This window comes from Cupriavidus basilensis, from assembly GCF_029335485.1.
GTDB lineage: Bacteria > Pseudomonadota > Gammaproteobacteria > Burkholderiales > Burkholderiaceae > Cupriavidus > Cupriavidus basilensis_E.
Window position 1 is genome coordinate 1 of sequence record NZ_JARJLM010000355.1, and the last position, 21386, is coordinate 21386.

21 protein-coding genes, 1 tRNA gene and 1 pseudogene are annotated in these 21386 nt (G+C 68.8%); 17 read left to right on the forward strand and 6 right to left on the reverse strand.

Features of this window, described 5'->3' with window-relative positions; genetic code table 11:
• The 4 genes and pseudogenes from P3W85_RS20995 to hutG form a co-directional block, all read left to right on the forward strand.
• Positions 1 to 205 (forward strand): annotated as a pseudogene (locus P3W85_RS20995) (HutD family protein); the annotation flags it as partial.
• Positions 205 to 1488 carry an imidazolonepropionase gene (gene hutI, locus P3W85_RS21000; RefSeq protein WP_276266211.1) on the forward strand — a complete coding sequence of 428 codons (1284 nt, stop codon included), beginning with the start codon at positions 205 to 207 and terminating at the stop codon, positions 1486 to 1488. The pseudogene P3W85_RS20995 and the gene hutI, both read left to right, overlap by 1 nt.
• Complete coding sequence (locus tag P3W85_RS21005; protein ID WP_276266212.1) at positions 1485 to 2885, forward strand: formimidoylglutamate deiminase; 1401 nt, start codon at positions 1485 to 1487, stop codon at positions 2883 to 2885. The genes hutI and P3W85_RS21005 overlap by 4 nt, the downstream gene beginning before the upstream one ends.
• A 105-nt stretch (positions 2886 to 2990) precedes the next feature.
• Positions 2991 to 3803, forward strand: a complete 813-nt coding sequence (hutG, locus tag P3W85_RS21010) for an N-formylglutamate deformylase (protein WP_276266213.1) — start codon at positions 2991 to 2993, stop codon at positions 3801 to 3803.
• A gap of 46 nt (positions 3804 to 3849) precedes the next feature.
• Here the strand turns inward: hutG and cls are convergent, their stop codons facing one another.
• On the reverse strand, positions 3850 to 5379 hold the full coding sequence (gene cls, locus P3W85_RS21015) for a cardiolipin synthase (protein WP_276266214.1): 1530 nt from the start codon (positions 5377 to 5379) through the stop codon (positions 3850 to 3852).
• A 235-nt stretch (positions 5380 to 5614) separates the two neighbouring features.
• Here cls and P3W85_RS21020 point away from each other — a divergent pair, with 235 nt between their 5' ends.
• Both P3W85_RS21020 and P3W85_RS21025 read left to right on the forward strand, forming a co-directional pair.
• Positions 5615 to 5869, forward strand: a complete 255-nt coding sequence (locus P3W85_RS21020; protein WP_276266215.1) for a hypothetical protein — start codon at positions 5615 to 5617, stop codon at positions 5867 to 5869.
• A gap of 125 nt (positions 5870 to 5994) precedes the next feature.
• On the forward strand, positions 5995 to 6867 hold the full coding sequence (locus tag P3W85_RS21025) for a LysR substrate-binding domain-containing protein (RefSeq protein ID WP_276266216.1): 873 nt from the start codon (positions 5995 to 5997) through the stop codon (positions 6865 to 6867).
• 72 nt (positions 6868 to 6939) lie between these two features.
• On the opposite strand, the gene P3W85_RS21030 is transcribed toward P3W85_RS21025, so the two are convergent.
• Positions 6940 to 7455 (reverse strand): hypothetical protein, encoded by a 516-nt coding sequence (locus P3W85_RS21030; protein ID WP_276266217.1) that lies wholly within the window; start codon positions 7453 to 7455, stop codon positions 6940 to 6942.
• A 161-nt stretch (positions 7456 to 7616) separates the two neighbouring features.
• On the opposite strand from P3W85_RS21030, the gene P3W85_RS21035 reads away from it, so the two are divergent.
• From P3W85_RS21035 to P3W85_RS21050, 4 genes are all read left to right on the forward strand, one after another.
• Complete coding sequence (locus P3W85_RS21035; protein WP_017224212.1) at positions 7617 to 8246, forward strand: HD domain-containing protein; 630 nt, start codon at positions 7617 to 7619, stop codon at positions 8244 to 8246.
• Positions 8247 to 8286: 40 nt separating this feature from the next.
• A complete protein-coding gene (locus tag P3W85_RS21040; RefSeq protein ID WP_017224213.1) occupies positions 8287 to 9324 on the forward strand; it encodes a patatin-like phospholipase family protein in 1038 nt (345 codons plus the stop codon).
• 140 nt (positions 9325 to 9464) lie between these two features.
• Positions 9465 to 10370, forward strand: a complete 906-nt coding sequence (locus P3W85_RS21045) for an adenylate/guanylate cyclase domain-containing protein (protein WP_035805641.1) — start codon at positions 9465 to 9467, stop codon at positions 10368 to 10370.
• A 96-nt stretch (positions 10371 to 10466) separates the two neighbouring features.
• Positions 10467 to 10808, forward strand: a complete 342-nt coding sequence (locus P3W85_RS21050; RefSeq protein ID WP_017224215.1) for a cupin domain-containing protein — start codon at positions 10467 to 10469, stop codon at positions 10806 to 10808.
• Between the two features lie 109 nt (positions 10809 to 10917).
• Here P3W85_RS21050 and P3W85_RS21055 read toward each other — a convergent pair.
• The 4 genes from P3W85_RS21055 to P3W85_RS21070 all read right to left on the reverse strand — a co-directional run bounded on the left by P3W85_RS21055 (position 10918) and on the right by P3W85_RS21070 (position 14573).
• Positions 10918 to 11002 (reverse strand) — tRNA-Leu (locus P3W85_RS21055).
• A gap of 305 nt (positions 11003 to 11307) precedes the next feature.
• Positions 11308 to 12207, reverse strand: a complete 900-nt coding sequence (locus tag P3W85_RS21060) for an NAD(P)-dependent oxidoreductase (protein WP_276266218.1) — start codon at positions 12205 to 12207, stop codon at positions 11308 to 11310.
• Positions 12208 to 12225: 18 nt separating this feature from the next.
• Complete coding sequence (locus P3W85_RS21065) at positions 12226 to 13392, reverse strand: ABC transporter substrate-binding protein (protein WP_276266219.1); 1167 nt, start codon at positions 13390 to 13392, stop codon at positions 12226 to 12228.
• 173 nt (positions 13393 to 13565) lie between these two features.
• A complete protein-coding gene (locus P3W85_RS21070) occupies positions 13566 to 14573 on the reverse strand; it encodes an AraC family transcriptional regulator (RefSeq protein WP_017223861.1) in 1008 nt (335 codons plus the stop codon).
• A gap of 183 nt (positions 14574 to 14756) precedes the next feature.
• On the opposite strand from P3W85_RS21070, the gene P3W85_RS21075 reads away from it, so the two are divergent.
• The 7 genes from P3W85_RS21075 to P3W85_RS21105 all read left to right on the forward strand — a co-directional run bounded on the left by P3W85_RS21075 (position 14757) and on the right by P3W85_RS21105 (position 21373).
• Complete coding sequence (locus P3W85_RS21075; RefSeq protein WP_276266220.1) at positions 14757 to 16316, forward strand: acyl-CoA synthetase; 1560 nt, start codon at positions 14757 to 14759, stop codon at positions 16314 to 16316.
• 43 nt (positions 16317 to 16359) lie between these two features.
• Positions 16360 to 17547 carry a lipid-transfer protein gene (locus P3W85_RS21080; protein ID WP_276266221.1) on the forward strand — a complete coding sequence of 396 codons (1188 nt, stop codon included), beginning with the start codon at positions 16360 to 16362 and terminating at the stop codon, positions 17545 to 17547.
• On the forward strand, positions 17544 to 17984 hold the full coding sequence (locus P3W85_RS21085; RefSeq protein ID WP_035804974.1) for a MaoC family dehydratase N-terminal domain-containing protein: 441 nt from the start codon (positions 17544 to 17546) through the stop codon (positions 17982 to 17984). The genes P3W85_RS21080 and P3W85_RS21085 overlap by 4 nt, the downstream gene beginning before the upstream one ends.
• Before the next feature lie 37 nt (positions 17985 to 18021).
• Positions 18022 to 18441, forward strand: a complete 420-nt coding sequence (locus P3W85_RS21090; protein ID WP_035804981.1) for a MaoC family dehydratase — start codon at positions 18022 to 18024, stop codon at positions 18439 to 18441.
• Positions 18442 to 18504: 63 nt separating this feature from the next.
• Positions 18505 to 19335, forward strand: a complete 831-nt coding sequence (locus P3W85_RS21095) for an SDR family NAD(P)-dependent oxidoreductase (RefSeq protein WP_276266222.1) — start codon at positions 18505 to 18507, stop codon at positions 19333 to 19335.
• Positions 19336 to 19338: 3 nt separating this feature from the next.
• Positions 19339 to 20490 carry an acyl-CoA dehydrogenase family protein gene (locus P3W85_RS21100; RefSeq protein ID WP_276266223.1) on the forward strand — a complete coding sequence of 384 codons (1152 nt, stop codon included), beginning with the start codon at positions 19339 to 19341 and terminating at the stop codon, positions 20488 to 20490.
• 73 nt (positions 20491 to 20563) lie between these two features.
• On the forward strand, positions 20564 to 21373 hold the full coding sequence (locus P3W85_RS21105) for an enoyl-CoA hydratase/isomerase family protein (RefSeq protein WP_276266224.1): 810 nt from the start codon (positions 20564 to 20566) through the stop codon (positions 21371 to 21373).
• The last annotated feature ends 13 nt before the right edge of the window (positions 21374 to 21386 follow it).

The following is a 21386-nucleotide window of genomic DNA, read 5'->3' on the forward strand; positions in this document are numbered from 1 at the left end:
CTTGGCCCCCGGCGCGCATGCCGTGCTGCTGTTTGTCATCGAGGGGGCATGGCGGCACGGCGCCGCCGGTCAGGGCGGCCAGGCCGTGCTGGCCAGCGACGATGGCCTGTTGTTCGCCGCAGGCGTGGCGGTGCCGTACCGCCTGCAGGCGATGTCCGAGCCCGCGCTCTGCCTGTGCGTCACCCTGGAAATGGAGAACCCGTAATGAACCTGAACCCGGCGCAGGCCGCCGTCACCCATCCGCCCGCCGCGTCCGCCGACGGCGTCTGGCATCGCTGCCACCTGCTGCCCGATGGCGATCCCGCCCGGGCCATCCGCGACGCGGCGCTGGTCGTGCAGCAGGGCCGCATCGCCTGGCTCGGCCCGCTGGCCGAACTGCCGCGGGACTACGCCGCGCTGCCGCGCTTCGATGCCGGCAACGCGTGGATCACGCCTGGCCTGGTCGATTGCCACACCCACCTGGTCTACGGCGGCCAGCGCGCGGACGAGTTCGCCATGCGCCTGGCCGGCGCCGGCTACGAGGAGATCGCCCGCGCGGGCGGCGGCATCGTCTCCACCGTGCGCGCCACCCGCGCCGCCGACGAGGACACGCTGTTCGCACTGGCGGCCGCGCGCCTGGCGCCGCTGCTGGCCGAGGGCGTGACCGCGCTGGAGATCAAGTCCGGCTACGGCCTGGACCTCGCCAGCGAGCGCAAGCAACTGCGCGTGGCGCGCCGCCTGGGCGAGGCCTTCGGCGTGACGGTGCACACCACCTTTCTCGGCGCGCACGCGCTGCCGCCGGAATACGCGGGCCGCGCCGACGACTATATCGCGCTGGTGTGCGACACCATGATGCCGGCGCTGGCCGAGGAGGGCCTCGTCGATGCGGTGGACGCGTTCTGCGAATCGGTGGGCTTCAGCCTGGCGCAGACCGAGCGCGTATTCCAGGCCGCCCAGCGCCACGGCCTGCGCGTCAAGCTGCATGCCGAGCAGCTCAGCAACCTGGGCGGCTCGGCGCTGGCCGCGCGTTACCGCGCGCTGTCGGCCGACCACCTGGAGCATCTCGACGAAGCCGGCGTCATGGCCATGGCGGAGTCCGGCACGGTGGCGGTCCTGCTGCCGGGCGCCTATTATTTCCTGCGCGACACCCACCTGCCGCCGATCGAACTGCTGCGCCGGCATGGGGTGCCGATGGCGATCTCCACTGATCACAATCCCGGTACCTCGCCCGTCACTTCGCTGCTGCTGATGATGAATATGGCGTGCACCCTGTTCCGGCTGACCGTGCCCGAAGTGCTGGCGGGTGTCACCGCGCATGCAGCGCGCGCGCTCGGCGCGGCGGATCGTCACGGTTTGCTGGCCCCGGGGCGCGCCGCCGATTTCGTGCTGTGGCAGGTCGATTCGCCGGCCGAGCTGGCCTACTGGTTCGGCCGCAATCCGGCCGCCGCCGTGGTGCGGCAGGGCAAGGTCTACCCGGGCGCCGCGCCGGCGCAAGGCGTGCAGCCATGAGAGCGGGAAGCCTGTTCGCCCCCGAGGCCCTGCTGCCCACGGGCTGGGCCCGCGATGTACTGCTGGCCTGGGACGATGCCGGCGCGCTCACCACCGTGCAGGCCGGCGCCGTGCCGGCCAGCGCCGTGCCGCGTGCCGCCGGCCCGCTGCTGCCGGGCATGGCCAACCTGCACTCGCACGCGTTCCAGCGCGGCTTTGCCGGCCTGACGGAATACCGCAGCGAAGCGCTGGCCGAGGGCCAGGAGAGCGACTCCTTCTGGAGCTGGCGCAAGCTGATGTACCGCTTCGCGCTGCGGCTCTCGCCCGATACGCTCGAGGCCATCGCCACGCAGCTCTATATCGAGATGCTGCGCGCCGGCTATACCAGCGTGTGCGAGTTCCACTACGTGCATCACGACCCGGACGGCAAGCCCTACGCCGATCCCGCCGAGATGTCGCTGCGCCTGCTGCGCGCGGCCGCGACCGCCGGCATCGGCATCACGCTGCTGCCGGTGCTGTACCAGACCGCCGGCTTCGGCGGCAAGCCCGCGCTGGCGGAGCAGCGCCGCTTCCTGCACGACGTCGACGCCATGCTGGCCTTGCTCGGCCGCCTGGCCCCGCAATGCCACGGCCAGGCGCGGCTGGGGCTGGCGCCGCACTCCCTGCGCGCGGTGCCGCCGCAAAGCCTTGCCGATGCCGTGGCGGGCCTGCACGCCATGGACCCGCGCGCGCCGGTGCACATCCATATCGCCGAGCAGCAGCGCGAGGTGGACGAGTGCATCACGCTCACCGGCACGCGCCCGGTGGCGTGGCTGCTCGACCATGCGCAGGTCGACGCCCGCTGGTGCCTGGTGCATGCCACCCACCTGGACTGGGACGAACGGCGGCGCCTTGCGCATAGCGGCGCGGTGGCCGGCATCTGCCCCACCACCGAGGCCAATCTGGGCGACGGCGTGTTCGACGCCGCGCCTTACCTGGCGCAGGGCGGCGCATGGGGCATCGGTTCCGACAGCCATGCCAGCGTCAGCCTGGCGGAAGAACTGCGGCTGTTCGAGTACGGCCAGCGCCTTGCCCTGCAAAAGCGCAACGTGCTGGCATCGGACACGCACAGGCAAGTGGCCGACCGCCTCTACCTGGACGCCGCGGCCGGCGGCGCGCGCGCCTCGGGCCGCGCCATCGGCGCGCTGGCAGTCGGGCAGCAGGCCGATTTCGTGGTGCTCGACGGGGCGCACCCGGCGCTGGCGGGCCTGTCCGGCAGCCAGGCGCTGGCGGTCCATGTGTTCACCAACCACGGACATGAGACACTAGCGGAAGTCCGCACGGCGGGCCGCACGCGCGTGCGGCATGGCGCGCACCCGGCGCAGGCCGAGGCCGGCAAGCGCTTCGCCGCGGCGCGCGCCAGCCTGCTGACAGACTGAAATCCGGCGCCCCGCATGCGGCCTGATGCTTGACGATACAAGTTTCAGGCCGCATCAGCGAGTACCAGCGCCTTTGCCTTTGCCTATAGGTTGCAAACACAAAACATGGCTTTCTCGACCGATACCCCCGCTTTCACGCTGCATCGCGGCACCCGCCCGCTGCTGGTGTCGATGCCGCACGTCGGCACCCACCTGCCGGCCTCCGTCTCCGCACGGCTGACCGCCGAGGCGCGTACGGTGCCCGATACCGACTGGCACCTCGAACGCCTCTACGATTTCGCGCGCGAACTCGGCGCCTCCATCCTGGTGGCCACGCACTCGCGCTATGTGGTGGACCTGAACCGCCCGCCCGACAACGCCAATCTCTATCCCGGCCAGGACACCACCGGCCTGTGTCCGGTCGATACCTTCGACAAGACGCCGCTGTACGCCGACGGCAACGGCCCCGCCGACGGCGAGATCGCGGCGCGCCGCGACGCCATCTGGCGACCGTACCACGCCGCTCTTGCCGAGGAGCTGGCCCGCCTGCGCGCCGCGCACGGCACCATCGCGCTGTGGGACGCGCACTCGATCCGCTCGGTGCTGCCGCGCTTCTTCGACGGCAAGCTGACCGACTTCAACCTCGGCAGCGCCAACGGCGCCAGCTGCGATGCCGCGCTGGCCGAGCAGTTGCTGGAGATCGCCAGCGCCGCCCCCGGCTATACCTCCGTGCTCAACGGCCGCTTCAAGGGCGGCTACATCACGCGCCAATATGGCGCGCCGGCGCAGGGCGTGCACGCGGTGCAGCTCGAACTGGCGCAGTCGGTCTATATGAGCGAGACCTATCCGTTCGCCTATGACGAGGTCCTGGCCACGCGCCTGCAGCCCACCCTCAAGACCATGCTGGAAACGGTACTGGGCTTCGTGGAAGCACGCTAAGCCGCCGGCATGCCGGCCGCGGGCGCCGATGCCCGCGGCCGCGCCGCTACAGCAGCGAATCCGCCAGCCGGCAGAGGTTCTGCCAGGTGCGCGTATGCAGCGGACGCCGCTGCCACTCCGCGCGATCCACCAGCGCGCTATTGGCCAGGTAGCGCTGCTGGATCTGCCGCATGCGCGCCACCACGGCGCGGTCGTAGATCACCAGCGCGGCTTCCGCGTTGAGCGCGAAAGAGCGGATATCCATATTGGTCGATCCCACCATTGCCACGGCGTCGTCGATGGTGACGTGCTTGGCATGCAGGAAAGCCGGGCGATACAGGTGGATCCGCACGCCCGAGTCCAGCAGCATGCCGAAGTAGGCTTCCTGCGCGGCCTGGGTAAAACGCTGGTCGATCCGCTGCGACAGCACCAGGTGCACCGCCACGCCCCGGTAGCAGGCCAGGTGCAGCGCTTGCAGGAAGGCTTCGTCCGGCACGAAGTAGGGCGTGGTGATCACCACCTCGCTGCGCGCCTGGTGGATCATGCTGATCAGCGCCATCTGCGCGTTCTGCGTACCGTAGCCCGGGCCGCTGGGCAGCATCTGCGCGGTATGCGGGCCTTGCGGCTCCACCGGCGGGAAGTTCTCCGGGGTGAAGCCGCCGCCGCCGTTCTCGCCGGTTTCCAGGTAGCGGTCGGCGAGGAATACCGCCTGTAGCTGGGCCACCACCGGTCCCGTCACGCGCGCCACCAGCTCCTCGTTGGGCAACCCCGGCATGGACTCGGCATCGATCACGTTCTGCGAGCCGATGTAGCCGATGCGGCCGTCCACCACCAGGATCTTGCGATGGTTGCGCAGGTCGAAGCGCGCGCTCTTGCCCTTGAGCACCGCCGACAGCGAGCGCATCGGCAGGGCCTGCACCACTTCCACGCCGCCCTCGCGCAGCCTGCCGGAGAAAGCGCGCCATCCCGCGCGGGCGCCCAGCGCATCCACCAGCAGGCGGCACTGCACGCCGCGTGCGCTGGCCCGCAGCAGCGCATCGGTGACGGCGCGCGCGGTGCCGTCGTCGGCGTAGATGTAGACCAGCAGGTGGACCTGGCGCGTGGCGGCATCGATATCGGCGATCATCCTGGCCACCACGGCCTGGTAGTCATCCATCAGCGCCACGGCATTGCCGCGCATCGGCCAGTAGGAGCCGAGCCGCTCGATCAGGCCGGCGGTATCGGCGGCCACGCCAGCGGGCAGCGGCTGCAGCGGCGCGAAGCGCTCCAGCGGGCCGCGCACGCGCTCGATGCCCTGGTTGATGCGCGCCAGCTTCACACGGCGCGACTTGGGATAGTAGATGCGGCCGAACAGGGCATACAGCAGCAGCCCCAGCCACGGCAGGAAGAAGATCAGCAGCAGCCAGGTGCGCGCCGCCGCCGGTGCGCGGCGCTGCGGCACGTAGACCAGCATGGCCAGGCGGATCGTCCATTCGGCCAGCGTGAACAGCGCCGGCCACCACCAGGACGGGTTCATCGGCAAGGCGCCCGGCAGCGAGGAAACCCAGGCGGCTGGCAGCAAGGTGGCGGACAGCGTGGCGGACAAGGAGGCAGGCATGCGGCTCGGTGGTGGCGGAAGGCGGAGCGCCCACCATACCAGAGCCGCGCGGACGCGCCCCGGCGTGCCGCCTGCACTGGTTGGCAGCGCAGGCTTCGTCAGGCCGGTCGGAAGCGCATTGGTCGACCGCATCGCATAATCCCGCCGCATCTTTCATCAAAGCGGGGGCGGTCCGGACCTACAGTGGCGTCTTTCCATCCGTAGAAGAAGCGCGCCACGGCGCCGGGAGATGCCCATGCTGTCCGCCCTGACTTTTGGCCTGCTGCCGCTGGCCGCCGCTGCCGCCATCGGCACCGAGCGGGCGGGCCGCAGCATCCTGGTGCAGGCGGCCTGCCTGACCCTGCTGGCCGCCGACTGGGCGCGCGCCGGGGACGCCGCGCTGGCACAGCGCGCCTGGCTGCCGGACCTGGGCGAATTGCTGTACGCGTGGGGCCCGCTGGCCTTCGCCGGCCTCTTTGGCTGGGCGTGGCGAACCGCGCGTGCGCTATGATCGCGCATCGTCATCCGAAGCCTTTCCGTTTCTCGCATCGTCGCTACCGGCTGCTCCCCGGCCATAGCCGAAACCATGGCCATGGCCGCCTGCGCTGAGCCGGCGGATGGCCCGCGTGCCCCATCATGAAGCACATCCCGCCAATTCCGCTGTTGCTGGCCTTCGATGCCGTCGCGCGCCTGCGCAGCTTCCACCGCGCTGCCGAGGAGCTCAGCGTGGCCCACAGTACGGTGAGCCATCGCATCCGCGAGCTCGAGCAACTATGCGGCGTGGCGCTGTTCGCGCGTACCACGCGCACCGTGACGCCCACGCCCGAGGCCGAGCGGCTGCTTGGGCCGGTGCGGCAGGCGCTGGCCACGCTGGGCGAAGCCTTTGGCCCGCCGCGCGATGCGCGCACCGTGCGCGTGAGCCTGCTGCCGTCGTTCGCCCGCTTTCGCGTGGTGCCCGCGCTGGCCGAGTTCCAGCGCAATCATCCGCAGATCGCCATCGCGCTCGACCCCACCAGCCAGATGATCGTGCCGCGCCACGGCGAGGCCGACATCGCGCTGCGTTTCGCCCGCGCCAAGCCGGTCGAGCCGCATCTCGATCTCGGACACGACGAGTGGTTTCCCGTGGCCGCGCCGTCCTACCTCGCCACGCTATCGCAGCGCGCGCTGCCCAGGCTGTTCGGCGAAGCCATGCTGCTCTCGCACAGCCGCCACGGCTGGGAGCCCTGGTTCCGGGAGGCGGGCCTGCCCATGCCGCGCAGCCATCGCGTCACCACGTTCACCGATACCGGCCTGATGCTGGACGCCGCCATGCGCGGGCAAGGCATCGCGTACGGACGCCGCTCGCTGCTGCTGCATCTGCTCAAGTCCGGGCAACTGGTGCGGCTGTCGCCGGTCAGCCTGTCGTCGGCACACTCGTACTACCTGATGGCTTCGGAGCGGATCGAGACTTCGCCGGAGGTGCGGGTCGTGCATGCATGGATCCGGGCGCTGGTGGGGGAGGCTTCATGAAAGCAGCCCGCCCCGCATGCAACGCGCTATGCAAAGTGAATAGCCAAATAGCCAGGGACGAATCACGCTCCCTCACCTGACCCTGCCATGGCCGCCGCCGCCCAACGGATCGACAATGATCATGGTCTGCTGCAACACACCGCTGTCGTCGAAGTAGCAGCTAAAGTGGGCCGGCAGGTAACCGTCTCTGTAGAGACGATAGGACCAGGCCTCCCGCTTCATCAGCGGGTAATACTGGATCGGGTCCCGCGGCTTGCCAAAGCGTTCTTCGATGTCGCGTTTGGTCCAGACTCCGACCTGTGCCTTGTAAATCTCATTTTCCGTCAGCATCTGGCGGAAGCCGGTGAGCTTTCCGCCGGCATCGAAATCCGCTGCGTAGACGTAAAAGCCGAGGGGTTGCCGGGAATAGATCCAGCGTGTTGCGCCGTTGGCCAGCCGGTAGCGCTCGCTGGGCGCGCCAAACGTATCGCGCACGCTGCTTTCCGGGCTGCCGATCAACCTGTTCCCGGTCTGCTCGGGCTGCAGGCTTGCGCAGGCGCAGACCGCGAAGATGGCTGCGCAAACCAGACCGGCCAATCGAGCTTGCATGGCAATGCTCCCGCGTCGGCACGCCGGTACTCCCAAGGCCGGCTGGCCTCGCCGGAAGGCGTGTCGGGCATGGCGCCCAAACATAGAATAGTCGAGGGAGTTGCCTGCCCGGGCAGCGCAGGGGATGAGATATTCCGAAGTGCCGGCGCGAAGGAGGTGGAATGAACCAGACGCAAGCGCGCTTCCTGGCGCTGTGGTCGCGCTGTGGCGGCGCGCACGGGGAAGCCGTCTATGCCGACCTGGCGCGGCACTATGCCGAGCCGGCGCGCCGTTATCACACGCTCCACCACATTCGCCGCTGTCTGCGCCATGTGGACTGGGCGCGCGCCGGGATTCCCGATGCGGACGCCGTGGAGCTGGCGCTGTGGTGCCACGATGTGATTTATAGCCCCGGCGCCGCGGACAACGAGCAGCGCAGCGCCGCGTGGCTGCAACGCCACGCCGATGGCCGCATTGCCGCGGCCGGCCACGTTGCCCGGATGATCCTGGCCACCACGCATGCGTGCGCGCCTGCCGATCCCGATACCCGGTTCGCCCTCGATGTCGACCTGGCGGACCTGGGGGGAAGCCGGGCGCGATTCCGCCAGAACGAAGCGAACCTGCGGGCCGAGCAGCCGGGACTGGACGATGCCGCTTTCGACGCCAGCGCCCGGGCCTTCCTGGCCACCCTGCTGGCGCGGCCCCGCATCTACCATACAGAGGTATTCCAGGCTCGCTGCGAAGCCCGCGCCCGCCGCAACCTGGCATGGCGGCTTGCCCGGCCGGTGCCTCAACCGGCACGGCAGGATTGAAACCGGCGGCCGCCACCCGAAGCACGCCCAGGAGGCCGCCATGGAAGTGGAAGCGAAGCAACCCCCCGCAGTCCGCCGCATCAATATCGCGCTGCAGGGGGGCGGCACCCACGGTGCCTTCAGCTGGGGCGTGCTCGACCGCTTGCTTGAAGACGGACGCATCGGTATCGACGGCATCAGCGGCACCAGCGCCGGCGCGATCAACGCCACCGTGCTCGCCTATGGCCTCGCCAGCGGCGGCGCGCAAGGGGCGCGGCGCTCGCTCGAGACCTGCTGGCGCAAGGTATCCGACTGGGCGCGGCTGAGCCCCATGCAACCCACCTGGCTGGACCGGATGATGGGCGGCGGCCATATGGAACTGTCGCCGGCGTGGATGATGTTCGACCATCTCACTCGCTTCTACTCGCCCTACCAGTTCAACCCGTGCAACCTCAACCCGCTGCAGGACATACTGGCCGAAACGGTCGATTTCGACGTGCTGCGGGACAGCAAGAGCGTCAAGCTGTTCCTGTGCGCCACCAATGTGCTGCGCGGCCGCATCCGCGTGTTCGGCACCGGGGAGGTCTGCGCCAAGGCGGTGCTGGCCTCGGCCTGCCTGCCGTCGCTGTTCCAGGCGGTGGAGATCGACGGAGAGTATTACTGGGATGGCGGCTTCATGGGCAATCCGCCGATCTATCCGCTGATCTACGAGACCGACAGCCGGGACGTGCTGATCATTCGCCTCAACCCGATCCGCATCCCCCAGGTACCGACCACCGCACGCGACATCCTCGACCGCATCAACACGCTGAGCTTCAACTCGTCATTGATGCGCGAGATGCGCGCCATCGAGTTCATCACCCGGCTGATCGACGAGGGCGCGCTCGATCCGGCGCGCTACCGCCGCATGCTGATCCACAGCATCGATGCCGAAAATGAAATGGCGCGGCTCGGCGCGTCGAGCAAATTCAATGCGGACTGGGACTTCCTGCGCGGCCTCTTTACGCTGGGCCGCGAACGGGCCGATGCCTGGCTGGCGAACAACTTCGACGCGCTTGGCCAGCGCTCCTCGATCGATATCGCGGAAACATTCCTCTGAGCGGCGGGGCCGTACTGCGCCCATGCCTGCCGCGGTTGGGACAAAACCCGTGCGCGTACTACCATCAGTGCAGAGCGCCGCGCGAACGGCCGGGTGGATCCTGAGCGGATCCTGAGTGGACCGGATGGGTTGAGACGCATATGGACCGGGAACCGAAACCTGACGTGTCCGATGGAGATGGGGCAGTGCTGTTCGCGGACGTCAGCAACAGCACCAGGCTGTACGAGACGGCCGGCAATGCGGCCGCCTTCGGCGCCATCGGGCAATGCATCGCCGTGATGAAATCCTGCTCGTCGGCCTTGCAGGGACGGGTCGTCAAGACCATCGGGGACGAGGTCATGGTGGTGTTTCCATCGGCCGGGGAGGCGATGCAGGCGGCACTCGACATGCAGCAGGCTGTCGCCCTGCTGCCACCGGTATCCGGCGTTCCCTTGTCGATCCATATCGGCTTTCACCATGGCCCGATCCTGCGGGACGGCGCGGGCGACGTGTTCGGCGACACGGTGAACCTTGCCGCTCGCCTTGCCAAGCTCGCCTCGCGGGGACAGATCATCACCAGCAAGGATGCGGTGGCGCATCTGTCCGCAAGGCTGCGCCAGGCAACGCGCTACCTGTACCCGATACAGGTGCGCGGCAAGGAGCGGCCCATCGAACTGTTCGAAGCCATATGGCAGCAGAATGCCGACATGACCGTGCTGGCCGAAGCGAATCCGCGCGCGCGCCGCCCCGCGTTGCTGACGCTGCGGCATCGGGAGACCCAGGTCCGCATGGACGGCGCATCGCCACCGGCCACCATCGGGCGCGACGCCGCCATGACCATCGTGGTGGCGGACCGGCAGGCTTCGAGATTCCACGCGATCGTCGAGTCCCGCGCCGGCAAGTACATACTGATCGATCGCAGCGCGAACGGCACCCATATCACCATGGACGGCGACGACGAAATCATCCTCCGCCGCGACGAGGTCGCGCTCCGGGGCCACGGCTGGATTACGTTTGGCCAGCCGATGAGCGACGCCGGGGAACGCGTTGAGTTTTCCTGTACGTAGCAGGTCGCGCATGTCGTCCATGTTGCATGCGCCGCACACGCCACACAAGCAGAAAGGGTCGCCACGCCCCACACCGAACATAACGAGGAGCCGTCCATGTCCCTGCCACACCTATCCTCCGGCCAGGTTGCCAGCGTGCTGCCGCTGGGCGAACGCCTCGGGCAGACGCCCACCACAGCGCTCTTCAAGGAGAGCCGCCTGGAGGTCATGCGGCTGGTGCTGAGCGCCGGCAAGCACCTGCCGGCGCATGCGGTAGCCGGGCCAATCACCGTGCAATGCCTGGAGGGCGACGTCGATATCGGCGTGGACGGCAGCCACCGGCTGCTGCGCCCGGGCGACCTGGTCTACCTGGCGTCCGGCGCGGCGCACGATGTGACGGCGATCAGCGATGCTTCGCTGCTGGTGACCATTGTGCTGGTGGAGCGGGGCGGGTCCTGACGGTCGTGTCTCGACGGTCGCGTATTCAAGGTCGCGTCTTCAAGGCCGTGCCGGCATTCGGGAAATGAAAAAGCCGTCACGGATGGAACCGGGACGGCTTCTTCGGCATTGGTGCCCGGGGTCGGACTCGAACCGACACGCCTTGCGGCGGGGGATTTTGAGTCCCCTGCGTCTACCTGTTTCACCACCCGGGCGGAGTGGGTGCTGGCGGATTTGCCGGGAGTCCGGCGTGCCAGCACGGTGCTGAGCCGGGAATTATGCCGTAAATCCCGCCAGGTCACAACTGGCTCCGGCCAGCGGGGCGGCGCTGTCGCGCCAGGTGCTGGCTGGAGGACCTGCGCTATGCCGGCGCCGGGCCCGCCAACGCATCGGCGCCCGGCACGGCGCATGTGCCGATGCCGGACAAGCACCATTTCAATGTGATGAACGACCTGGCGGACCGGGACAGCCCGCTGACGATGGCGGTGCGGCGGATGATGGGCGTGGCATAGCGCCCCGGTCAGCCCTCCAGCACCCGCAGCAGCGACGACGTATCGTCCTTGCCCCAGCCCTTCTCCATCAGCATGCCCAACTGGCGGGAGGTGGCCTGCATGGCAGGCAGTTCCAGCCCGAGCTGCCTGGCGATGTCGGCCGCCAGCCCGAAATCCTTGTCGTGCAGCCGTGCCTCGATGCCGGCCGCGAAGTCGTGCGCCACCATCTTCGGCCCCATCAGGTCTAGCATGCGGCTGCCCGCCATGCCGGTGGCCATGGCCTGCAGCACACGGCCGCTGTCCACCTGCTGCGCCTGCGCAAAGCGCATGGCTTCGGCAATGCCTTCGATATTGACCACCTGCGCGATCTGGTTGCACAGCTTGGCGACCTGTCCCGCGCCGTTGCCGCCGATATGGGTGATGGTCTTGCCCAGCAGCGCCAGCAGCGGGCGCACGCGCTCCAGCAGTTCCGCCTTGCCGCCCACCATGATGGTCAGGCTGGCTGCCTCGGCGCCGGCCGTGCCGCCCGAGACCGGGCAGTCCAGCGCCTCGATGCCGCGCTCCGCCAGCCTGGCGGCAATCTCGCGCGTGACGATGGGCGAGATGGTGCTGTGGTCGATGCAGATGGTGCCGGGCGCAGCGCCCTCGATCACGCCGTGCTCGCCCAGCAGCACCGCGCGCACGTCTTCGGACGACGTCACGTTGGTGAACACCACCGCCGCGCCGCGCGCGACTTCGGCCGGCGTGGCGCAAGGCTGGGCGCCAAGCGCGAGGGCGCCGGCTTGTGCTTGCGGGCGGCGCACCAGCGCGCGCACGCCGTGGCCGGCGGCAATCAGGTGGCGCACCATCGGCGTGCCCATCGCGCCCAGGCCGATAAAGCCGACCGTCAAGGCCGAAGCCTGCGAAGTTGCTGTCGTTGCATTGCTCATGTCAAAACGTCCTTGCTCTTATTGGTCGCCCGCGTAGGCAAACCTGCCATTGCGGATCACACCCATCACGCGCGAGCGCTGGTCGAAGCCCTGGTGGTCCTTCGCGTTCATATTCATCACGCCGTTGGGGATGGTCAGGTTGGCCGTGGCCTCCAGCGCATCGCGCATGGCGTGGCGGAACTCCCGCGTGCCCGGCTGCGCGCCGCTCCTGGCGGCACGGCGCGCCGCGTCGTCCAGCAGCATCCAGGCGCCCCAGGCATCCCCGGCAAACTGCGTCACGCTGTCGGCCCCGTACTTTGCCTCATAGCGCGTCACGAAATCCAGCGCCACCTTCTTCACAGGATGGCCATCCGGCAACTGCCGCGCCACCACCACCGGCCCGGTGGGGAACAGCGTCCCCTCCACATCCTTGCCGCCCATGCGCAGGAAATCCCAGGTGGCGATGCCGTGCGTCTGGTACACCTTGCCCTTGTAGCCGCGCTCGCCCAGCGTCTTCTGCGGCAGCACCGAAGGCGTGCCCGCGCCGGCAATCAGGATGGCATCCGGGTTTGCGGCCATCAGCTTCAGCACCTGCCCGGTCACCGACGTATCGTTGCGCGAGAAGCGCTCGCTGGCCACCACCCTGAGCTTGCGCACCTCCGCCAGCTTCGAGAACTCACGCCACCAGCTCTCGCCATAGGCATCGTTGAAGCCGATAAAGCCGACTGTCCTGACGCCGTGGTTGCTCATGTACTCGGTGAGCACCGTTGCCATGTGGGAATCGTTCTGCGGCATCTTGAAGGCCCAGCGGCGCTTGGGGTCCGACTGCGGCTCGATGATGGCGGCGGAGGCGGCCAGCGCGAGCATCGGCGTTTCGCCTTCCGCCACCGCGTCCAGCGCGGCAATGGCGGTGGGCGTGATGTTGGGGCCGACCACCACATCCACCTTTTCCTCGGAGATCAGCTTGCGCACGTTGCGCACCGCGGCGGCGGGGTCCGAGCCGTCGTCCAAGATCACGTATTGCGCGCGCTGCCCGCCCAGGGTCTGCGGCCACATCAGCACGGTGTTCTTGGAAGGGATGCCGATGGAGGCGGCCGGGCCGGTGGTGGAGACGTCGATGCCGACGCGGATATCGGCCCGGGCGCAGAGGGAGGCCAGCAGCAGGGCGGTGGCCAGCAGTGTGGTGCGGATGAACGGGTTGGGCATGCGTGGTCTCCTCTGGGTCTCTTGTTATCGGTGTCCGGCCAGACTGCGGAACGGGTATCTTAACCATTCTTCGGCGGGGGCGGATCGCGCGGCGCGTCATCTGCGCTGTTCGCGTCATGCACATCGTCCGCATCGTCGGCGCCAGTGCAGTCCGGCGCGTGCCCCTCGCGCGCTTACGCGCCGCCCCGGCGATATGTCCCCGGCGCGCTGCCCGTCCAGCCCTTGAAGGCGCGCTGGAATGCCGCGCTGTCGGTGAAGCCCAGTTCCTGCGCCAGCGTTGCCAGGGGCACCGTGCCGGTGTTCAGGCGGACGATCGCGATATCGCGGCGCAGCGCGTCCTTCAATGCCTGGAACGAAGTTCCCTCCGTGGCCAGGCGTCTTTGCAGCGTCGAGGTCGACATATGCAGCGCTTGCGCCGTGGCGGCCAGGTCGGGCCAGGCGGGTTGCCCGGCCTGCAGATGCGCGCGCACGCGCGCGCTGGTCTTTTCTTCGCCGCGGCGCGGCATGATGACATTGGCCTGTGCTTCCGCCAGGAAGGTGCGCAGCGCGGCCTCGTCCCGGCGTACCGGGTTTTCCAGCCGGGCCGCGTCGAACCAGAAAGCCGACCGGGGCTGGCCGAAATTCAGCTGCGCGGGAAAGACCTTGCCATAGCTGCCCACATGCGGCGGGCAATCGAAGGCGAAATCGAAGCGCGCCACCGGCAGCTGTCCGCCCGCCATCCATGCCAGCAGGCGCCAGAAGACACGCAGCAGCATCTCGTGCAGAAAGGGCGTCCGTGCCGCCGCGGGGTTGACGAAGTGCAACGCCAGCCCGGCCAGTTCGCCTTCGCGCACCGGGCGCAGTTCGAGGTCGTCCTGCACCAGCCGGAAAGTGCGCGCAATGCGCCGGATGGCCGTCTCCAGGTTGGGTGCGCCCAGGGCCGAGCGGGCCGTCAGGGCGAAGCTGCCAGGCTTGAGCGGCCGCGACAGGAAGCCCAGGCCTTCGTCGCCGCGGCGGTGGATCAGGGAGCGGAAGAGGTCGATGTACTGGGCCGCGGTCACGCGGGAGCCGGCCTCCTGCAGCAACGCGGGGGCGATGCCGGCATCGGCCAGGTAGACGTCGCAAGACTGGCCGCGGGCCTGCACCCCGGCAAGCATGCCGTGCACCAGGGCGATGGAGATGGTGACCGGCGGAGGTGGCATGGATCGGGAGAGAGTCGTGGATTGAGGTCTTCTGCCATGCATTCGACGTGATGCGCAATTGCACGCCCAGCCGCGCGTTTCTACCATGGGCGGCACAAGCAATACAAGAAATACAAGGCGCGCAGGACGAGCAAAGACGCACAAAGACGCCAGCGTATTCGCCAAAACGACACGGAGACAGCCATGTACCTCACGCAGGCACTGCATCGTGCAGTGCAGCAACACCCTGAGCGCATCGCGGTGCGCTGCGGCGATCGCCGGCGCACCTTCCGCCAGCTGGCCGAGCGCGTGGCGCGCCTGGCCGGCGCCCTGCAAAAGCTGGGCATGCAGAGCGGCGACCGCGTCGCGATGCTGTCGCTGAACTCGGACCGTTTCCTCGAATACCAGATGGCGGTGCCCTGGGCCGGCGGTGTGCTGAATCCCTGCAATACGCGCTGGTCGGCGGCGGAGATCCTGTATTCGCTGGACGACTCGGGCTCGACCATCCTGCTGGTCGACGAGACCTTCAGCACGCTCGCGGCGCAGCTTCGCCGCGACGCCGTCACGCTGCGTGAACTGATCTACTGCGGTGATGGCGAGGTGCCGCCCGGCATGCATGGCTACGACGCGCTGCTGGCCGGCACCGCTCCCGTCCCCGATGCCGTGCGGCGCGGCGAAGACCTCGCGGGCATCTTCTACACGGGCGGCACCACGGGTTTTCCCAAGGGGGTCATGCTGAGCCACGCCAATCTATGCTGCTCGGGCCTGGCGCTGCGCGCCGAGGGCCTGGCCACGCCCGGCGGCACCTACCTGCACGCGGCGCCGATGTTCCACCTGGCCGACATGGGGCTCGCCATGCCGCAATGGATCGAGGGCAACACGCACGCGATCGTCCCGGCCTTCAATCCCGAACTGGTGCTCGATACGCTGGAGCGCGACCGCGTCACCCATGTGCTGCTGGTACCGACCATGATCCAGATGATGGTCGATCACCCTGCGATGAAAAAGCCGCGCGACCTGAGCGCGCTCCAGACCATCCTCTACGGCGCCTCGCCGATCTCCGAGACGGTGCTCGAGCGCGCCATGGCCGCACTGCCCGGGGTGGGCTTCGTGCAGGCCTACGGCATGACCGAGCTGTCGCCGCTGGCGACCATCAATCCCGCCTGGTATCACACGCCGGAGGGCCGCAAGCAAGGCAAGCTGCGTTCCGCCGGCCGCGCCAGCTACACCTCCGAGGTCCGCATCGTCGACGGCGACGGCATCGAAGTGCCGCGCGGCGCGGTGGGCGAGGTGGCGGTGCGCGGCCCCACCGTGATGCAGGGCTACTGGAACAAGCCGGAGCAGACCGCCGCGGCCGTGCGAGACGGCTGGATGCACACCGGCGACGGCGGTTACATGGACCAGGACGGCTTTGTCTTCGTCGTCGACCGCATGAAGGACATGATCGTCAGCGGCGGCGAGAACGTGTATTCCGCCGAGGTCGAGAACGCGCTCGCCCAGCATCCCGCCGTGATGGCCAGCGCCGTCATCGGCATCCCGAGTGCCGAGTGGGGCGAATCGGTGCATGCCGTGGTGGTGGGCAAGCCGGGCGCCGGCGTCACAGCCCCGGAGCTGATCGCCCACTGCAAGACGCTGATCGCCGGCTACAAGTGCCCGCGCAGCGTGGAGTTCCGCGACGCCCTGCCATTGTCCGGCGCGGGCAAGATCCTCAAGACCGAGCTGCGCAAGCCCTTCTGGGAAGGGCAACAGCGGCAAGTCGGCTGAACCCGACCATCCTGACCATTCTGACCATACGCAAGGAGTAGCCATGGCCTCATCCGTGATCGTTGCCGGCGCCGGCATGATTCCATTCACCAAGCCGGGGGCAAGCGAGCCTTATCCCGTGATGGCCGCCAGGGCCGTGCGGGCCGCACTGGCGGATGCCGGCGTCGGGTACGCCTGCGTGCAGCAGGCGTACGCTGGCTACGTGTACGGCGATTCCACCGCCGGCCAGCGCGGGCTGTATGAAGTCGGCATGACCGGCATCCCGGTGATCAACGTCAACAATAACTGTTCGACCGGCTCGACCGCGCTCTACCTGGCGCGTCAGGCGGTGGCGAGCGGCGTGGCCGATTGCGTGCTGGCTTTCGGCTTCGAGCAGATGATGCCGGGCGCGCTGGGCGCGGTGTTCAGCGACCGGCCCAGTCCCTTCGAGCGCTTCGACGCGCTTGCCGCCGAGCTGACCGATGTCGAACTGCCGCTGGCCTTGCGCTACTTCGGCGGCGCGGGGCTTGCCCATATGAAGGAGTTCGGCACCCGGGTCGAGACCTTCGCCAAGATCCGCGCCAAGGCCAGCCGCCACGCTGCCAACAATCCGCTGGCATTGTTCCGCAACGTGGTGAGCGAGGAAGAGGTGATGGCCGCGCCCATGCTCTGGCCCGGCGTGATGACCCGCCTGATGGCCTGCCCGCCGACCTGCGGCGCGGCGGCGGCGATCCTGGTGTCCGAGGCGTTCGCCAGGAAGCATGGTCTCGACGCGACGGTGCGCATCCGCGCGCAGGCCATGACCACCGATACGCCGGAGAGCTTCGGCACGCGCGATATGCGCGACGTGGTGGGCTTCGGCATGACGCGCAGCGCCGCGCGGCAGGTGTACGAAGCCGCCGGCGTGGGTCCCGAGGACATCGGCGTGGTGGAACTCCACGACTGCTTCGCCCATAACGAGCTGATCACCTACGAGGCGCTCGGCCTGTGCCCGCTGGGCGGCGCGGAGAAATTCGTGGTCGACGGCGATAACACCTATGGCGGCAAGGTGGTCACCAACCCGTCCGGCGGCCTGCTGTCGAAGGGCCACCCGCTGGGTGCCACGGGGCTGGCGCAATGCACGGAACTGGTCGAGCAATTGCGCGGGCGGGCCGGGGCGCGGCAAGTGGACGGCGCGCGGCTGGCGCTGCAGCACAACCTGGGCCTCGGCGGCGCCTGCGTGGTCACCCTCTACGAGCGCGCCGGATCATGATCGACAGGAAATGGATAGGCTTTGAGCTCGGCAGCTCGGCGTTGCCCGTCGAGCGCGGCCGGCTGCAGTTCTTCGCCAAGGCCATCGGCGAGACCAGCCCGGTCTACACGGACGAGTCCGCCGCGCACGATGCGGGTTATGCCGGGCTGCCGGCGCCACCGACCTTCCTGTTCACCGCCGAGCTGGATTCAGGCGCGATGTTCGGCCTGCTCGACCGCCTCGGCGTGAAGCTCCAGAACGTGCTGCACGGCGAGCAGAGCTTCGAGTATCTCGGCCCCGTCGTCGCGGGCGACACGGTAACCGTCCGCTCCCGGATCAAGGACATCTACGACAAGAAGAACGGCGCGCTCGAATTCATCGAGACCGAGTCGCGGGCGACGAACCAGCGTGGCGAGCTGGTGGCCCGGATGCGGGCGCTGACCGTGGTGCGCAATTGAAGGAGCGGACATGAGCGACATGACTGGCAAGGCTGGCATGACAACCCCCAGCTTCGATTCGGTGCAGGTCGGCGACACGCTGCCCGCATTGACCCTGCCCCCGGTGGACCGCCGCACGCTGGCGCTGTTCGCCGGCGCCTCCGGAGATCACCACCCCATCCATATCGACCTCGACTTCGCGCGCCGCGCCGGCCTGCCCGACGTGTTCGCCCACGGCATGCTGGGCATGGCGTGGCTGGGGCGGCTGCTCACCGGCTGGGCGCCGCAGTCGCGCCTGCGCCGTTTCGACGTGCGTTTCCAGGGCATCACCCATCTGGGCAATATCGTGCAGTGCAGTGGCCGCGTGGTTGGCAAGCTCGACGTCGACGGCGAACGCTGCGTGCGCATCGAGGTGCAAAGCGCCAACCAGTACGGACAAACCAAGATCGCGGGCGAAGCGCTGGTCGCGTTGCCCTGAGCCCCGTCTGCCACTCCACATATCCACATATCCACATATCCGCATATCGCAGGAGACATAGCCATGACTCGAAAACTCGAAGGCAAGGTTGCCCTCGTCACCGGCGCCGGCCGTGGCATTGGCCGCGCGATCGCGCTCAAGCTGGCCAGCGAAGGCGCGCGCATCGTTATCAACGACCTCGATGCCGAACCGGCCCAGGAGGTGGTGCAGGCCATCCGCGACGTGGGCGGGGAGGCATCGGCCTGCGTCGGCAGCGTGAGCGCGCCGGACTTCGCCGAGCGCTTCGTCGGCACTGCCGTCAGTGAGTACAAGGGCCTTGACATCATCGTCAACAACGCCGGCTACACCTGGGACAACGTGATCCAGAAGATGACCGACGAGCAGTGGTACGCCATGCTCGACTGCCACCTGACGGCGCCGTTCCGCATCCTGCGCGCCGCGCAGCCGGTGATCCGCGGGTTCGCCAGGGCCGAAGCCGACGCCGGCACGCGCGTGGTGCGCAAGGTGGTCAATATTTCCTCGGTGGCCGGCCTGTTCGGCAACGCGGGCCAGGCGAACTACGCCACCGCCAAGGCCGGCATCGTCGGCATGACGCAGACGCTGGCCAAGGAGTGGGGCCGCATGAACGTGACCGTCAACTGCGTGGCCTTCGGCCTGATCAAGACCCGTCTGACCGGCAGCACCGCGGACGAAGCCACCGCCAATATCGAAGGGCGCGAGATCAGGGTCGGCGTCAACCCGGACCTGATGGCGATGATGGAACGGGCCATTCCGCTGGGCCGAGGCGGCACCCCCGACGAGGCCGCCGGCGCGGTGTACATGCTCTGCATTCCGGAGTCGGACTACGTGAGCGGCCAGACGCTGATGTGCAGCGGCGGCATGACGGGAATCTGAACCATGCTGCCGCAACCGTACCGCCATCAATGGATGGACGAAGAGATCGAGGCCTTCCGCGAGCAGGTGCGCCGCTATGTCGCCGGCGAGCTGGCGCCGCACCTGGACGGCTGGCGCCGCCAGGGTTATATCCCGCGCGAGGTCTGGGGCCCGTTCGGGCAGATGGGTTTCCTGCTGCCTGAAATGGACGAGGCCTATGGCGGCGCCGGTGCCAGCCTGGCCTACCAGTGCGTGGTGCAGGACGAACTCGCCAAGGCCGAGGTGCCCGCCAATACCGCGGTGCACACCATCGCGGCGCACTACATCCTGGACTACGGCACCGAAGCGCAGAAACAACGCTGGCTGCCCAGGCTCGCCAGCGGCGAGATGCTGGCCGGCATCGCGCTCACCGAGCCCGGCTGTGGCTCCGATCTCCAGGCGCTGCGCACCCGCGCCCGGCGCGACGGCGATGCATATGTGATCGACGGCGCCAAGACCTTCATCACCAACGGCTTCACCGCCAATCTGCTGGTGGTGGCGGTGCGCACCGGCGAGGCCGGCGGCCGGGGCGTGTCGCTGATCGTGCTGGAGACGGAGAATCTGCCCGGCTTCCAGGTCGGGCGGCGGCTGGAGAAGCTGGGCCAGCATGCCTCCGACACCGCCGAGCTGTCCTTCGATGGCGTGCGGGTGCCGGCCGATCGCCTGCTGGGCGGGGAGGAGGGCAGGGGCTTTGCCCAGCTGATGAGCCAGTTGCCCTATGAACGCATGCTGCTTGCGGTGCCGGCCGCGGCGGTGATCGAGCGCGCGGTGGCGCTGACGCTGGAGCACACCCAGCAGCGCAAGGCCTTCGGCCAGTCGCTGTACGATTTCCAGAACACCCGCTTCAAGCTCGCCGAGTGCGCCACGCTGGCCCATGTGGTGCGCAGCTTCGTCAACGACTGCATCCAGCGCCTGCTGGACGGCACGCTCGACGATACGGCGGCCTATATGGCCAAGTGGTGGTGCACCGAGCAACAGGGCAAGGTGACCGACGAATGCCTGCAGCTCTTCGGCGGCTACGGCTACATGATGGAGTACCCGATCGCGCGCCTGTACGCGGACGCGCGCGTGCAGCGCATCTATGGCGGCGCCAACGAGATCATGAAGGAACTGATCGCGCGGAAACTGCCGGCATGAAGCGCCGCTGGTATCTGGCGCACTCCACGCAGTACACGCACTCCACGCAATACACGCATATGCGGAGGAAGCAATGCAACAATCCGACGGTGTGAGCTGGGGCATGGCCGATGAGATCGGCCGCATCGTGCTGAGCCGGCCCGAACGCGCGAACTCGCTGACCCTCGCCGCCAGCCGCGCGCTGGTGCGTGCGATCGACGACGTGCTGGCGCGCAAGCCGCGCGCGGTGCTGCTCGCCGCCGAAGGGCGCATCTTCTGCGCCGGCGGCGACATCGGCGAGTTCGCGGCGGCGGGGACGGCGCTCGATGCGCTGGTGGACGACATCCTCACCCCCTTGCACCCGGCACTGTACCGGCTGGCCACGGCGCCGCTGCCGGTGGTGGCCGCGGTCAACGGGCCGGTGGCCGGCGCGGGCATCGGCCTGGCGCTATGCGCGGACTTTGTGCTGGGAACGCCGTCGACGGTGCTGCGCACCGGCTATGCCGCCATAGGACTGTCGCCCGATGCCGGGGCCTCGTACTTCCTGGCCCGCCGTGTCGGCGCCGTGCGGGCGCAGCAGTGGCTGATGCTCAGCGAGGCGATCGACGCGCAGCGCTGCCTCCAGCATGGGGCGATCGATGCCCTGCACCCGGAAGCCGAACTCGCCGGGGCCGCCGAGGCGCTGGTGGCGCGGCTGGCGCGCGCGGCGGGCGGCTCGCTCGCCGCCATCAAGACCCTGTGCAGTGGCACGCCCGCGCGCGGCCTGCGGGAGCACCTCGCGCTGGAGCAGGCGTTGCTTGTGGCGCGTGCCGGCAGCGCCGATGCGCGGGAAGGCGTGCAGGCGTTTATCGAGAAGCGGACGCCGCGGTTCACGGGCGGCGAGCCGGCGAGCGGCATGCCGTGAGCGGACTGGCCGG